Here is a 15145-nt window from a genome sequence, read left to right on the forward strand (position 1 = left end):
CGGAGACCCCCAACTCGTGCGCCACACACGTAGGATGACGTCCCATCACAGGCGCTCGGCGCAGCCGGCTCGGAGGGCCGCACCCCGGCCCTTCCGCCGGCCTTCGGAAGGGATGGCATGTCCTACTTCACAGATCTGGCCCTGCAGTACATCGACGGTGAGTGGCGGCCCGGCGGCGGCTCCTGGGACATCATCGACGTCAACCCGTACAACGAGGAGAAGCTCGCCTCCATCACCGTCGCCACCGTCGACGAGGTGGACCAGGCGTACCGCGCCGCCGAGAGAGCACAGCGCGCCTGGGCCGCGACCAACCCCTACGCCCGGCGCACCGTCTTCGAGCGCGCGCTGCGGCTGATCGAGGACCGCGAGGCGGAGATCACCGAGGCGATCGTCGCGGAGCTGGGCGGGACGCGCCTCAAGGCCGGCTTCGAGATCCACCTCGCCAAGGAGTTCATACGCGAGTCCATGAGCCTCGCGCTGCGGGCCGAGGGCCGCATCCTGCCCTCGCCGATCGACGGCAAGGAGAACCGGGTCTACCGCATCCCCGCCGGTGTCGTCGGGGTGATCAGCCCCTTCAACTTCCCCTTCTTCCTGTCGATCAAGTCCGTCGCCCCGGCCCTGGCCCTCGGCAACGGCGTCGTGCTCAAGCCGCACCAGAACACCCCCGTCCTCGGCGGCACGCTCATCGCCAAGATCTTCGAGGACGCGGGCCTGCCGCCCGGCCTGCTCAACGTCGTCGTGACCGACATCGCGGAGATCGGCGACGCACTGCTGGAGCACCCGGTGCCGTCGGTCATCTCCTTCACCGGCTCCGACCGGGTCGGCCGGCACGTCGCAGGGGTCTGCGCCGCCCACTTCAAGCGGGCCGTGCTGGAACTCGGCGGCAACAGCGCCCTCGTCGTCCTCGACGACGCCGACCTCGACTACGCCGTCGACGCCGCGGTCTTCAGCCGGTTCGTGCACCAGGGCCAGGTCTGCATGGCCGCCAACCGCGTCCTCGTCGACCGCTCCGTCGCCGAGGAGTTCACCGAGAAGTACGTCGCCAAGGTGAAGACCCTCAAGGCCGGCGACCCCGCCGACCCCGAGACCCACGTCGGCCCCCTCATCAGCTCCGCCCAGGCCGAGGCGGTCACCTCGATCGTGGAGCAGGCGGTCGCGGCGGGCGCCACCGCACTGGTACGCGGCCGCACCCAGGGCAACGTGGTGCCCCCGACCGTCCTCACCGACGTGCCGGCCGGCGCGGCCGTCCTGTCCCAGGAGATCTTCGGCCCGGTCGCCCTGATCATCCCGTTCGACGGGGACGACGAGGCCGTACGGATCGCCAACGACACCCCGTACGGGCTCAGCGGCGCCGTCCACACCGGCGACATCGAGCGCGGGGTGCGACTCGGCCGGCGGATCCGCACCGGCATGATCCACATCAACGACGGCACCGTCCACGACGAGCCCATCGTCCCCTTCGGCGGGGAGAAGCACTCCGGCGTCGGCCGCCTCAACGGCGAGGCGACGGTGGACGCCTTCACCACCTACAAGTGGATCTCCATCCAGCACCAGCGCAGCGGATTCCCGTTCTGATCCGCGAACCCGCGGTAAAGCGGACAGGATCTGACCTCCTGGATCCGTAGCGTGGGACACGTCAGGTCGGCAATGCGACGGCGCGGACGCCGGGTCGCACCGGCCGACGGGGTGTGCCGCCGGATCGGCGGCACACCGGTACCGAACGAAAGGCGGACCCGGTCATGGTTGCTCTTGTCCCCGCGGAGGCGCACGGCGACGAGCGCGGCGCACTGCTCTCCTTCGTCGCGGCGCAGCGCGACGCGCTCCGCCGCGCGGCGCTCGGCCTCACCGAGGAGCAGGCGGCGAGCCGCCCCAGTGCCAGCGAACTGTCCCTGTCGGGCCTGCTCAAGCACGCGGCCGAGGTGGAGCTGAACTGGCTCCGCCTGGCCCAGCAGCGGCCCAACGAGCGGCAGCGCACACAGGACACCTGGCAGGAGGCGTTCCGGCTCGCCGGCGACGAGGACGTCCCCGGCGTGCTCGCGTTCTGGGACGGCGTCGTCAAGGAGTTCGAGGAGTTCGTCCGGTCGGTGCCGAGCCTCGACGACACCTTCCCGCTGCCCGAGGCGCCCTGGTTCCCCAAGGACGGCCGGGTCTCCGTGCGCTGGCTCGTCCTGCACCTGGTGCAGGAGTTCGCACGGCACGCCGGCCACGCCGACATCATCCGCGAGTCCCTGGACGGCAGGACGTCGTTCGAGCTCATCGCCCTGGAGCAGGGCGGGCAGGCGTCGTAGCGGACACGGCATGCCCGTACCCTCGTCCCACAGCCCATGGCAGGCGCGAAGGGACGGTGCGGGCATGTCGGCGATCCGGCTTCTGGTCCTCGGGGCCGTACGCCAGCACGGGCGGGCACACGGCTACCAGGTCCGCAACGACCTGGAGTACTGGGGCGCCCACGAGTGGTCGAACGCCAAACCCGGGTCGATCTACCACGCCCTCAAGCAGATGGCCAAGCAGGGCCTGCTGCGGGCCCACGAGACCGCGCCCAGCACGGCCGGGGGCCCGCCGCGCACCGAGTACGAGATCACCGGCAAGGGCACCGAGGAGTACTTCAGGCTCCTGCGGGAGGCGCTGACCGCGCACGACCAGAAGCCCGACAGCCTCACGGCTGCCCTGGGCTTCCTGGCCGACCTGCCGCGCGAGGAGGTCGTCGCCCTGCTGCGGCGCCGCGTCGAGGGACTGGAGCGGTGGCGGACGACGGTCACCGAGGAGTACATCCCCGAGGGCGGCGCCGAGCAGCTCGGCCACATCGGCGAGATCATGCACCTGTGGCTGCACCAGGCGGACGCCGGGGCGGCCTGGACCCGCGGCCTCATCGACCGCATCGAAGGCGGCGCGTACACCTTCGCGGGCGAGGGCGAGCCCTTCCGGGGCGTCCTCGCCGACGGCCAGGACAACCCGTACGCGACCGGCGCGACGCACCCCGGCGACCGCACCTGACACCGGCCCGGCTTTCCGGCTTGCACCTCACGTCGCGTGAGGACCCAGGCTTGAGGGCGTACCGAAGGAAGGGAGCGGGACGGCCATGAGCTATTCCGTGGGACAGGTCGCCGGATTCGCCGGGGTCACGGTGCGCACCCTGCACCACTACGACGAGATCGGGCTGCTCCGCCCGAGCGGCCGCAGCGCCGCCGGGCACCGCCGCTACGAGGACGAGGACCTCGACCGGCTGCAGCAGATCCTGTTCTACCGGGAGCTCGGCTTCCCGCTCGACCAGGTCACGGCCCTGCTCGACGATCCGGGTGCGGACCCGCAGGAGCACCTGCGGCGCCAGCACCGCCTGCTGACCGCGCGGATCGACGAACTGCAGAAGATGGCCGAGGCCGTCGAACACGCCATGGAGGCCAGGAAGATGGGCATCAACCTCACGCCCGAGGAGAAGTTCGAGGTGTTCGGGGACCACGACCCCGAGCAGTACGCCGAGGAGGCCGAGCAGCGCTGGGGCGGCACCGACGCGTACAAGGAGTCGCAGCGCCGCACCTCCCGCTACACCAAGGAGGACTGGCAGCGCGTCCAGGACGAGGCGAAGGACTGGGGCGAGCGCTACGCGGCGCTGATGGAGGCCGGCGAGGAGCCGACCTCCGAACGGGCCATGGACATGGCCGAGGAGCACCGGCAGAGCATCAACCGCTGGTACTACGAGTGCCCGTACGAGATGCAGCGGTGCCTCGCGGACATGTACGTGCAGGACGAGCGCTTCAAGGCGTTCTACGACGCCATCCGCCCCGGGCTCGCCGAGCACCTGCGCGCGGCGATCCACGCCAACGCGGACCGCAGGACCGCCTGAGGCGCGCCTGTGCGCGGCGCCTGCCGCGTCCGGGCCGTGTCGCCAGGGCGCGGGCCGCGCGGCACTCACACTGTGCGGTGCCCGGTGCCCGGTGCCCGGTGCCCGGTGCCCGGTGCCCGGTGCCCGGTGCCCGGGGAGGGCGGTGCGGCGTCGGAGCGGGGCGGTGTCCCGCGCCGCGGGGCGCCCGGTGCTTGGTGCGGGGCGCCGGAGTCGGGCGGTGTCCCGCCCGGTGCGGGAGCTGCGCGGCTCCCCGCCCCGCGCCGGACCGGCAGCCCCGCTGGTGCCGGCGCCGCGCATCCCGCTCGGTGCCGCACGCCGGCGGAGCCGTCCCGCGTCCGCAGGGGAGGCGCGGGATCCGCAACGGTCGGCCGCCCGCCCCGGGCGACCGGGGCGGCCGGACCGCCCCGGTCCTCCGTACACAAGCGCGGCGCCGCCCGGCCCCCTCTCCGGGGTGCCGGGCGGCGCCGCGCCCGCCGTCGGACGGGCCTCAGCCCCTGCGGGCTCCGTCACCGGCGTACTGCTGGTCCGCCTCCGGCGCCGGCACGCGCGCGTGCCGCCCGCGCCCGGCCGGGACGGCCACCGCGCGGGCCTTCACCCGGTGCTCCACCACCAGGACGGCGACCACGACAAGGGCGCCGATCGCCGCGAGCCCGAACGTCAGGGCCACCTCGCCGCTCGGCGCGAGCAGCGTGCGGTCCTCCTCCTGCCACGGCCACAGGGCCCGCAGCGAGCCCGCCATGAGACCGGTCATGACCACCAGCGTGATGTGGTGGTAGTTCTCCAGCAGCCACTTCAGCAGCTTCACGAACAGCGCCAGACCGATCACGCAGCCGAACGCGAACGCCCCGAGGTGGCCGAAGTCCCGCTCGTTGACCGCGTCGATGGTCGGCTCGTACAGGCCCAGCGTCAGCAGCAGGAAGGAGCCGGACACCCCCGGCAGGACCAGCGCGCAGATCGCCACGGCACCCGCCGCGGCGACGATCACCGGGTGCGTGGGCACCTGCGCGGGCGGCAGCCCCGTCAGCACGAAGGTCCCGGCGGCCACCGCCAGCCCCAGCACGTAGTCCAGCGGGCGCCAGCGCTGGCCCGAGCTGGCGTACGGCACGTACAGCGACGCCAGCACCAGCCCGAAGAACACCGCGTACGCGTACTGCGGGTGCTCCTTGATCAGCGGGGCGAGCAGCCTGGCGGCCACCACCAGCGCCGCGCCCATGCCGATCAGCAGCGGGACGACGACCTGCCAGTCGACCTTCCCGGCCTCGGCGCGCGCCCTCGCCACGCCCTTCCCGCGGGGAAGGTCCGACGCGGCGATGCGCACCGCGCTCGTCAGATGGCCCGCACCGCCGATGAGCTTCTCGTACACGCCCGTGATCAGGGCGACGGTGCCGCCGCTGATGCCCGGAACGGCCTCGGCCGCCCCGATGAGCGAGCCGCGGAACGCGTTGAACAGGTGGGGGCCGGCCAGCTTAGCCATGGTCTCCCGGTTTCGTAGCGGGACGGCGCAAGCGCGCACCGTCCTGGAGGCGGGTGGGGGTGGGTGGCAACCATCCTAGGAGGTCGACCTGTCGGCCCTCCCAGGCCCGTCGGCACCCCGGCCCGGCAGCCGCACCCCCACCGACACCCGCCGACACCCGCCGGGCGCCCACCCGCTCCCACGGCCACCCCGACCCCCGGCACACACGGCCACCCCGGACCGCCGCAAGCCCACCGCGCCCACCCGCGCCCGCCGCCACCCCGGTCCGCCGGCAGCCGACCCGCGCCCGCGCCCACCCGCGCCCGCCGCCACCCCGGTCCGCCGGCAGCCGACCCGCGCCCGCGTCCACCCGAACACGCGGCCACCCCGGTCCGTCGGCAGCCGACCCGCGCAGGCAGCCGACCCGCGCACGGCGGCCACCCCGGGCCGCCGGGCGCCCGCCCGCACCCGCGGCCGTGCCGTGTGTCAGAAGCCCCTTGTCCGCTTCGCCGCCCGGCGCGCCGCCGCCGACCCCGGCGCCCGCAGGAACATCCGCGCCAGCTCACCGCCCAGGTTCACACCGATCGCGATGGCCAGCGCCAGCGCGGCCGCCCGCGCCAGCGACGCGAAACCCGCGTCGATACGGTTCTGCGCAATGTTCAGCACGCCGTAGTACGTCGCCGAACCGGGCAGCAGCGGCCCGATCGCCGCCGTCACGTACGGCAGCGACGACGTGTGCTCGTAGCGCGCCCTCAACTGCCCGAAGAGCCCCACGAGCCCGGCCGCCACCGCCGTCGCCAGCACCGCCGACCCGTTCGCCGTCATCGCGATCGCGGCGAACACCACCCACGCCACCGCGCCGTTCAGCATCGCGAACAGCACCGTGGACCGCTCCTGCTGGAGCAGCACCGCGAACGTCAGCGACAGCACCATCGCCGCCGCGATCTGCACCCCCGGCCGCTCCACCGGCGCGACCGTGCCCTCCGGGTTCAGCTTCGCGCCCAGATGCACCCCCACGTACAGCGCCGTCAGCACCCCCACCACGATCGCGACGAAGAAGTACGCGACCTCCAGCAGCCGCGCCGACGCCGTGATGTAGAAACCCGTCAGCCCGTCCTGCACCGCCGCCACGAGAGCCCGCCCCGGGATCAGCGCGAACAGCCCACCGGTGATCACCGCCGACGGCCGCAGGTCCCAGTGCAGCAGGCTCACCGCCACGCCCAGCGCCGCCGGCGGCACCGCCGCCACCGCGAACTGGTAGAACTCCGGCAGCCCGCGCCCCGCCGCCAGCCAGGCCAGCCGGTCGCCCAGCATCGCCCCGGCCGCCGCGATCAGGAACACCCACAGGCCGCCGCCCAGCAGCACCGACGCCGCCCCGGCCAGACCGCCCGCCGCGGTCGTCAGCGCCCACCCGGGGTACGGGTGCCGGTTGCGGCGTATCAGCGCCAGCCGCCGGTACGCCTCCTCCAGCGTCACGTCGTGATCGGCGGCGCTGATGTCCGCGACCAGCTGGTAGACCGCGGTCAGCCGGGTGTAGTCCGTGCCCCGCCGCCGCACCGTCCGGCTCGCCGTCACCGGGTCGTCCACCAGCGACGGCTGGTGCGTGACCGACAGCAGCGTGAACGTCACCGTGGGCTCGCAGCGGTCCAAGCCGTACGCCTGGCAGATCGCGAACATCGCCGCTTCGACGTCCTCGGCGCCCTCACCGCCCGCCAGCAGCAGCTCCCCGATGCGCAGGGTCAGGTCCAGCACGCGCGGCACCGCGGGCCCGCTGCCCTCCTCCTGCCGCTGGATCGCCTCGGGCACCGGCCGGTCACCCACCGGCATCCGCAGCATCGTCCGCATCCGGTCCTGCCACGGCGCGTCCTTCGACAGCCGCACCGCGGGCCCGCCCTGCGCCGGCGTGTACGCCGGATGGGCCAGACGCGCGTCGAACGTGGCCGTCGTCCAGGTCGACGGCGGCGCGAACGCCGACCTCTCCGGCTCGTCCGCCTGCTCGGTCAGCCCCTCCAGACCCTCCGGAAGGGCGAACTCCGACGTCGGATGGTCGTCCTCAGGCAACCCGGGGGCCTGCACCCCGGCAGGCGGCGTGAAGGCGCTGTGCGCCTCGTCCGACTGCGGCTTGCGGTCCTCCTCGTCACCGTGCGGCTGCTCCGCCACCACTCGCGCCCTGCCCTCACTTCCGCTGCCCGTCCGGTCGCCCCCGTCCCCCTCGTATGCCCCCCGCCCCGCCCAGTATGGGCACGGAACCGCGCCGCAACGCGAGGCGGGCGGCGCACCTCACAGGTGCACCGCCCGCCGCACGGACGAAGAGGACCGGCTCAGTGAGCGCTGCCCTGCGCCGCCAGGCGCTTCACGGACGCCTCGATCTCGGCCTCGGCCTCGGCGCGGCCCACCCAGTTCGCGCCCTCGACCGACTTGCCGGGCTCCAGGTCCTTGTACACCTCGAAGAAGTGCTGGATCTCCAGGCGGTCGAACTCCGGCACGTTGTGGATGTCCTGCAGGTGGTCCATCCGCGGGTCGCCCGCCGGGACGCACAGCAGCTTGTCGTCGCCGCCGGCCTCGTCCGTCATGCGGAACATGCCGATGGCGCGGCACTTCACCAGCACGCCGGGGAAGGTCGGCTCGTCGAGGATGACGAGCGCGTCCAGCGGGTCGCCGTCCTCACCCAGGGTGCCCTCGACGAAGCCGTAGTCGGCCGGGTAGACCGTCGACGTGAACAGGTGGCGGTCGAGACGGATACGACCGGTCTCGTGGTCCACCTCGTACTTGTTCCGCGAACCCTTCGGAATCTCGATGCAGACGTCGAACTCCACGGGTGGCTCCTCCAAGGATCAGCACAGTGTCGGGTGACGGGACGGACGCGACCCGGCGCCGAAGGCACCGGCAGGTCGTGAGCGCGGCCCAGCTCGGTGGTTAAGTGTCCCTCACGCCACCACGTGCTCGCGAAAGGGGCTGGTCAGCCGTGCCGGAGCGGAAGGTCCTGCGCCTGACGGCGGGCTCCGCCGTCCTCGGACTGGTCCTGGCCGCCACGGCGGCCGGACTGGCCGGGCCCTGGGACGGGGGCCAGCGTACGGCCGAGCGGCTCCGCGCGGCCGCCCCCGCCCCCACAGGTGGCGCACATCACGGGCCCGCCTCGCCCTCCCCGGCACCCGCACCGCCCCGCCCCGCGCCGGCACCCGCCCCCAGCGCACCCCCGGTCCTCACCGCCCTCACCCCCTCACCGGGCCCGCCGCGCCCGCCGCGACCGCAACCCCCGGCGACGCGACCGCAGCCCCCGACGCCGGCCTCGCCGCCGCCCTCGGCCCGCTGCTGCACGACCCGGGCCTCGGCCCCCTGCGCACCGCGTCCGTCGTCGACGCGACCACCGGCCGCCCGCTGTACGGCAGCGGCGACACCACCCCCATGACCCCCGCGTCGACCGTCAAGCTCGCCACCGCGGCCGCCGCCCTCGCCGCCCTCGGCCCCGACCACCGGCTCACCACGACCGTCACCGCCGACCCCGCCCACCCCCGGCGCCTCACCCTCGTCGGCGGCGGCGACCCCACCCTGGACCGGACCCGCCTCACCGCACTCGCCCGGGACACTGCCCGCGCCCTGCGCACCGCCCACCCGGACGGCACGAAAGCACCCGCGGCCGCCGCCCTCACCTACGACACCTCCCTCTTCCCCGGCCCCACCCGCCACCCCATCGGCGTCAACGCGAACCTCGCCCCCGTCACCGCGCTCATGACCAGCGCGGCCCGCCTCGACGGCTCCACCCACGGCCCCGCCCCCGCTCCGCCGACCCGGCAGGCGACACCGCCCGCGCCTTCGCCGCGCTGCTGCGCGCCCAAGGCGTCGCCCTCACCGGCACCCCCACCGCCGCCCGCAGCCCCGAAAACGCCACCACCCTGGCCCGCACCCGCTCCGCGCCGCTCTCCACCCTCGTCGAACGCACCCTCACCCACAGCGACAACGACCTCGCCGAAGCCCTCGCCCGGCACACCGCCCGCGCCACCGGCCACCCCGCCACCTTCACCGGCGCCGGCGCCGCCGTACGCGCCGAACTCGGACGGCTCGGCATCCCCCTCGACCACACCCGCATCACCGACGGCAGCGGCCTCGACCGCCGCACCCGCCTCACCGCCCGCCTCCTCACCACCCTCCTCGTACGCGCCGCCGACCCCCGCCACCCCGCCCTGCGCCCCGTCCTCACCGGCCTCCCCGTCGGCGGCTTCAGCGGCACCCTCAAGGAGCGCTACGCCCCCGACTCGCCCGCCGCCGGCCTCATCCGCGCCAAAACCGGCACCCTCACCGGCGTCAACACCCTCTCCGGCCTCGCCGCCACCGCCGACGGCCGCCTCCTGGCCTTCGCGTTCCTCGCCTCCGACACCCCCTCCCCCCACACCGCCCAACCCGCCCTCGACGCCCTCGCCACCGCCCTCACCGCACCCGCCCCGCGCGCGTAGAACCCCCACCAGCCGTACTCCGCCCGCCCGCGCGCCCTCACCGATGCGGCGCCGAGCACGTACGGTTGACGCATGACGAGCATCGGTGGTGCCGCTTCTTACGGGATGGTCGACTGGAACCTCGCCGTCGCGACCGCGACCCGCTTCGTACGCCCAGGACCCGAGGTCAGCCGCGACGAGGCCCGCCAGGTCGTCGCGGAGCTGCGGCGCCACGCCAAGGCGTCCGAGGAACACGTCCGCGGATTCACCCGCATGATCCCCGACGGCCACGAACCCGCCGACACCCCCGTCCTCGTCGTCGACCGCCCCGGCTGGATCCGCGCCAACGTCGCCGGCTTCCGGGAACTCCTCAAACCCCTCCTCGACAAAATGGCAGAACGCCGCTCCGGCACACCCGGCGGCGCCGTCGCCGGAGCCGTCGGCGGCAAGGTCACCGGCGTCGAACTCGGCATGCTGCTGTCCTTCCTCGCCTCCCGCGTCCTCGGCCAGTACGAGACCTTCGCCCCCGCCACCGGCGAACTCCCCACCGGACCCGACGGGGCCGGCCGACTCCTCCTCGTCGCACCGAACATCGTCCACGTCGAGCGGGAGCTCGCCGTCGACCCCCACGACTTCCGCCTCTGGGTCAGCCTCCACGAAGAGACCCACCGCACCCAGTTCACCGGCGTGCCCTGGCTGCGCGACCACCTCCAAGGCGAGATCCAGTCCTTCCTCGGCGCCACCGACGTCGACCCGGCAACCGTGCTGGAACGCCTCCGCGAGGCCGCCCAGGCCCTCACCGGCGCCCGCCCAGAAGACGACGGCGACGACGGCGGCCGCTCCCTCGTCGACCTCGTCCAGAGCCCCGAGCAGCGCGAGATCCTCGGCCGCCTCACCGCGGTCATGTCCCTCCTCGAAGGCCACGCCGACTACGTGATGGACGGAGTGGGACCCCAGGTCGTGCCGTCCGTACTGGAGATCCGCGAGAAGTTCCAGCAGCGCCGCGCACGCGGCGCCTCACGCCTCGACCAGGCCCTGCGCAAGCTCCTCGGCCTCGACGCCAAACTCCGCCAGTACCGCGACGGCGAGCGCTTCGTCCGCGCGGTCGTCGAAGACGTCGGCATGGACGGCTTCAACCGCGTCTGGACCTCCCCGAACACCCTCCCCACCAAGGCGGAGATCGCCCGACCGGAGGACTGGATCACCCGCGTGCACCGCCGGGCGGACTGACCACCCCCCCGGGGTGCCGACAACGAGCAGAATGTGGAGGGCCGGATTCCGATCCAGGACCGCAGAAACACCGCCAATCACCCATCCGAGGGACCCTGGGCGAAGGATAGGCGTGCGATCCTCGGGAAACGGCCCTGTTCTGTCACCATCGACGCACTCTGCGTGACGAAGTGAGTGACCGAACCCCCCGTTCCGACCGTTAAGACTCCGACCGAGGCACCCCCCAACTCCACGAAGGGCACCGGACATGGGTCCCCATCCTGCGGTCGCGGCGATACGCCTGGCGGTTCGCCGCGTACTCCACGACGTCCTCACCGAACACCCCACAGCCACCGGCGACGACCGACACCCCCTCGTCCTCGTCGCCTGCTCCGGCGGAGCCGACTCCATGGCCCTCGCCTCCGCCCTCGCCTTCGAGGCCCGCAAACTCGCCGTCCGCGCCGGCGGCATCACCGTCGACCACGGCCTCCAACCCGGCTCCGACCTCCGCGCCACCGAGGTCGCCTCCCGGCTCACCGCCCTGCGGCTCGACCCGGTCGAGGCCGTCACCGTCACCGTCGGCCGCCAAGGCGGACCCGAAGCCGCCGCCCGCGACGCCCGCTACGCCGCCCTCGACGAAGCCGCCGACCGCCTCGGCGCCGCCGCCGTCCTCCTCGGCCACACCCGCGACGACCAGGCCGAAACCGTCCTCCTCGGCCTCGCACGCGGCTCCGGCATCCGCTCCCTGTCCGGCATGGCCGCCGTCACAGGAACCGCCCGCCGCTACCGCCGCCCCTTCCTCCAGCTCGACCGGCAGACAGCCCGCAAAGCCTGCCTCGTACAGTCCCTCCCCGTCTGGGACGACCCCATGAACACCGACCCCGCCTACACCCGGTCCCGACTCCGCCACGAAGGCCTCCCCGCCCTCGAGAAGTCCCTCGGCAAAGGCGTCGTCGAAGCCCTCGCCCGCACCGCCCAACTCTGCCGCGACGACGCCGACGCCCTCGACACCTGGGCCGCCCAGGCCGAGACGACCGTCCGGGACGAAGCAGGCCGCCTGGAGTGCGCCAAACTCCACGCCCTGCCCCCCGCCGTCCGCCGCCGCGTCCTGCGCCGCGCCGCCATCGCCGAAGGCGCCCCCGCCGGCTCACTCTTCGCCCGCCACGTCGAGGAACTCGACCGGCTCATCACCGCCTGGCGCGGCCAGGGAGCCATCAATCTGCCCGGCCGCGTCGTCGCACGCCGCCAGGGTGGCAGACTGGTCATCCGGCAAGGCTGACCGAAGGCCGCCGCAGGCCGCAACGAAAGTGACCCGGGTGAACCAGAACGACATGGGCGCCGACCTCGCGTCGGTGCTCATCACCAAGGAAGAGATCGACGCGAAGCTCGCCGAGCTGGCCGCCAAGATCGACGCCGAGTACGCCGGCAAGGACCTGCTCCTCGTCGGCGTCCTCAAGGGCGCCGTCATGGTGATGGCGGACCTGGCCCGCGCCCTGTCCACCCCCGTCACCATGGACTGGATGGCCGTCTCCTCGTACGGCGCCGGCACCCAGTCCTCCGGGGTCGTCCGGATCCTCAAGGACCTGGACACCGACATCAAGGGCAAGCACGTCCTGATCGTCGAGGACATCATCGACTCCGGACTGACCCTGTCCTGGCTGCTCTCCAACCTCGGCTCGCGCGAGCCCGCCTCCCTCGAGGTCTGCACCCTGCTGCGCAAGCCCGAGGCGGCCAAGGTCGCCATCGACGTCCAGTGGATCGGCTTCGACATCCCCAACGAGTTCGTCGTCGGCTACGGACTGGACTACGCCGAGAAGTACCGCAACCTGCCGTTCGTCGGCACCCTGGCACCGCACGTCTACGGCGGCTGACACACGGTGCGGCACCCCCGCGGACCCGGCACCGCCCGCGGCCCCGCCGGCCGCGGGCCCACCGGGAACCCTGACCGCACCCCCGGCGTTGGACCAGGGGAAAGCATCCATGACGGCCGCGCTGGGGTACCGTCCGAAGAACAGCTATCCCCCACACCAGTGCTGAACCTGACAGCACCGCTTACTCTCACAGCAGCATTTACCTACGGGCAGGAGGGACGGGGCGGCATCGCTCCGTATGGATGGACGTGAAGCGATACTTCCGTGGGCCGGTCATGTGGATCGTGCTGGCCGTCCTCGCCGTGGTCGTGTTGATGCAGGTCGTCGGCTCGGGCACTGGCTACGAGACGGTGGACACCGGCAAGGTCGTCCAGGCGATCGACAGGAACCAGGTCGAGCAGGTCAAGCTCACCACCGGCGACGAACAGATGATCAAGGTCGACCTCAAGGACGGCCAGAAGATCGACGGCAAGGACAAGGTCCAGGCCAGCTACATCGGAACCCAAGGCTCCGACCTGGCCGCCACCCTGCAGCAGAAATTCGAAGCAGGTGAGATCGAAAAGGGCTACACGATCTCCCCGACGAAGCAGAGCACCTTCGTCTCCGTCCTGCTGTCCCTGCTGCCGTTCGTCCTCATCGTGCTGGTCTTCCTCTTCCTGATGAACCAGATGCAGGGCGGCGGCTCCCGCGTCATGAACTTCGGGAAGTCCAAGGCCAAGCTGATCACCAAGGACACCCCCAAGACCACCTTCGCCGACGTCGCCGGCTCCGAAGAAGCCGTCGAGGAACTCCACGAGATCAAGGAATTCCTCCAGGAACCCGCCAAGTTCCAGGCCGTCGGCGCCAAGATCCCCAAGGGCGTCCTGCTCTACGGCCCCCCCGGCACCGGCAAGACACTCCTCGCCCGCGCCGTCGCAGGCGAAGCCGGCGTCCCCTTCTACTCGATCTCCGGATCCGACTTCGTCGAGATGTTCGTCGGCGTCGGCGCCTCCCGCGTCCGCGACCTCTTCGAACAGGCCAAGGCCAACGCCCCCGCCATCGTCTTCGTCGACGAGATCGACGCCGTCGGCCGACACCGCGGCGCCGGCCTCGGCGGCGGCCACGACGAACGCGAGCAGACCCTCAACCAGCTCCTCGTCGAAATGGACGGCTTCGACGTCAAGGGCGGCGTCATCCTCATCGCCGCCACCAACCGCCCCGACATCCTGGACCCGGCACTCCTGCGCCCCGGCCGCTTCGACCGCCAGATCGCCGTCGACCGCCCCGACATGCAGGGCCGCCTCGAAATCCTCAAGGTCCACCAGAAGGGCAAGCCCGTCGCGCCCGACGTCGACCTCGCCGCCGTCGCCCGCCGCACCCCCGGCTTCACCGGAGCCGACCTCAGCAACGTCCTCAACGAGGCCGCCCTGCTCACCGCGCGCAGCGACAAGAAGCTGATCGACAACCAGATGCTGGACGAGGCGATCGACCGCGTCGTCGCAGGCCCGCAGAAGCGGACCCGCATCATGTCGGACAAGGAAAAGAAGATCACCGCCTACCACGAAGGCGGACACGCCCTCGTCGCCGCGGCCTCCCCCAACTCCGACCCCGTCCACAAGATCACCATCCTGTCCCGCGGCCGCGCCCTCGGCTACACGATGGTCCTCCCGGACGAGGACAAGTACTCCACCACCCGCAACGAGATGCTCGACCAGCTCGCCTACATGCTGGGCGGACGCGCCGCAGAGGAACTGGTCTTCCACGACCCCACCACCGGCGCGGCCAACGACATCGAGAAGGCCACCGCCACGGCCCGCGCGATGGTCACCCAGTACGGCATGACCGAGCGCCTCGGCGCGATCAAGTTCGGCGGCGACAACACCGAGCCCTTCCTCGGCCGCGAGATGGCCCACCAGCGCGACTACTCCGAAGAGGTCGCCGCACTGGTCGACGAAGAGGTCAAGAAGCTCATCGAAACCGCCCACAACGAGGCCTGGGAAATCCTCGTCGAGAACCGCGACGTCCTCGACAACCTCGTCCTCGCCCTCCTGGAGAAGGAGACCCTGGGCAAGGAGGAGATCGCCGAGATCTTCGCCCCCATCGTGAAGCGCCCGCCGCGCCCCGCGTGGACCGGCTCCTCACGGCGCACACCGTCGACCCGCCCGCCGGTGCTCTCCCCGAAGGAGCTCGCCCTCACCAACGGCGCGACCCCGTCGACCGCCACCGCCGCCTCGGCCACCACGGTGGACACCACCAAGGCCGCCCCCGAGCCGGCCCCGGAGGAGCGCCCCGAGGGCTGACCTCGCAAGCCGCGACCCGGAATGGATGCCGCGCACCCCAGGTTCTAGCCTGTGGGGGCGCG

11 protein-coding genes and 1 pseudogene are annotated in these 15145 nt (G+C 72.7%); 9 read left to right on the top strand and 3 right to left on the bottom strand.

The annotated features are described in order from the left end of the window. The first annotated feature begins 117 nt into the window (after positions 1 to 117). The 4 genes from L6E17_RS26605 to L6E17_RS26620 all read left to right on the top strand — a co-directional run bounded on the left by L6E17_RS26605 (position 118) and on the right by L6E17_RS26620 (position 3841). The gene (locus tag L6E17_RS26605; protein ID WP_236243228.1) at positions 118 to 1575 is read left to right on the top strand and encodes an aldehyde dehydrogenase family protein; all 1458 of its coding nucleotides are present in this window, start codon (positions 118 to 120) and stop codon (positions 1573 to 1575) included. 164 nt (positions 1576 to 1739) lie between these two features. Beyond that, positions 1740 to 2288 (top strand): DinB family protein, encoded by a 549-nt coding sequence (locus L6E17_RS26610; RefSeq protein WP_236243229.1) that lies wholly within the window; start codon positions 1740 to 1742, stop codon positions 2286 to 2288. A gap of 64 nt (positions 2289 to 2352) precedes the next feature. Further along, complete coding sequence (locus L6E17_RS26615; RefSeq protein WP_236243230.1) at positions 2353 to 2994, top strand: PadR family transcriptional regulator; 642 nt, start codon at positions 2353 to 2355, stop codon at positions 2992 to 2994. Between the two features lie 85 nt (positions 2995 to 3079). Further along, on the top strand, positions 3080 to 3841 hold the full coding sequence (locus L6E17_RS26620; protein ID WP_236243231.1) for a MerR family transcriptional regulator: 762 nt from the start codon (positions 3080 to 3082) through the stop codon (positions 3839 to 3841). A gap of 487 nt (positions 3842 to 4328) precedes the next feature. Here the strand turns inward: L6E17_RS26620 and L6E17_RS26625 are convergent, their stop codons facing one another. The 3 genes from L6E17_RS26625 to L6E17_RS26635 all read right to left on the bottom strand — a co-directional run bounded on the left by L6E17_RS26625 (position 4329) and on the right by L6E17_RS26635 (position 8110). Continuing rightward, the gene (locus L6E17_RS26625) at positions 4329 to 5315 is read right to left on the bottom strand and encodes a DUF368 domain-containing protein (RefSeq protein ID WP_268985664.1); all 987 of its coding nucleotides are present in this window, start codon (positions 5313 to 5315) and stop codon (positions 4329 to 4331) included. Positions 5316 to 5780: 465 nt separating this feature from the next. Then, the gene (locus L6E17_RS26630; RefSeq protein WP_236243232.1) at positions 5781 to 7457 is read right to left on the bottom strand and encodes a threonine/serine exporter ThrE family protein; all 1677 of its coding nucleotides are present in this window, start codon (positions 7455 to 7457) and stop codon (positions 5781 to 5783) included. A 158-nt stretch (positions 7458 to 7615) separates the two neighbouring features. Beyond that, positions 7616 to 8110: an inorganic diphosphatase gene (locus L6E17_RS26635; protein ID WP_236243233.1), complete on the bottom strand. Its 495-nt coding sequence runs from the start codon at positions 8108 to 8110 to the stop codon at positions 7616 to 7618. A gap of 149 nt (positions 8111 to 8259) precedes the next feature. Between L6E17_RS26635 and dacB the strand changes: the two are divergent. The 5 genes and pseudogenes from dacB (at position 8260) to ftsH (ending at position 15083) form a co-directional block, all read left to right on the top strand. After that, positions 8260 to 9745, top strand: a pseudogene (gene dacB, locus L6E17_RS30730) (D-alanyl-D-alanine carboxypeptidase/D-alanyl-D-alanine-endopeptidase). A gap of 72 nt (positions 9746 to 9817) precedes the next feature. Next, positions 9818 to 10954, top strand: coding sequence for a zinc-dependent metalloprotease (locus L6E17_RS26655; RefSeq protein WP_236243234.1), 1137 nt, complete (start codon positions 9818 to 9820; stop codon positions 10952 to 10954). A 247-nt stretch (positions 10955 to 11201) separates the two neighbouring features. Next, on the top strand, positions 11202 to 12212 hold the full coding sequence (gene tilS, locus L6E17_RS26660) for a tRNA lysidine(34) synthetase TilS (protein WP_236243235.1): 1011 nt from the start codon (positions 11202 to 11204) through the stop codon (positions 12210 to 12212). A gap of 52 nt (positions 12213 to 12264) precedes the next feature. Beyond that, positions 12265 to 12804 (top strand): hypoxanthine phosphoribosyltransferase, encoded by a 540-nt coding sequence (hpt, locus tag L6E17_RS26665; RefSeq protein ID WP_236243291.1) that lies wholly within the window; start codon positions 12265 to 12267, stop codon positions 12802 to 12804. A gap of 242 nt (positions 12805 to 13046) precedes the next feature. Beyond that, positions 13047 to 15083, top strand: a complete 2037-nt coding sequence (ftsH, locus tag L6E17_RS26670; protein WP_236243236.1) for an ATP-dependent zinc metalloprotease FtsH — start codon at positions 13047 to 13049, stop codon at positions 15081 to 15083. The last annotated feature ends 62 nt before the right edge of the window (positions 15084 to 15145 follow it).

Source organism: Streptomyces sp. CC228A, assembly GCF_021390935.1.
In the GTDB taxonomy this organism is placed as follows: Bacteria; Actinomycetota; Actinomycetes; order Streptomycetales; family Streptomycetaceae; genus Streptomyces.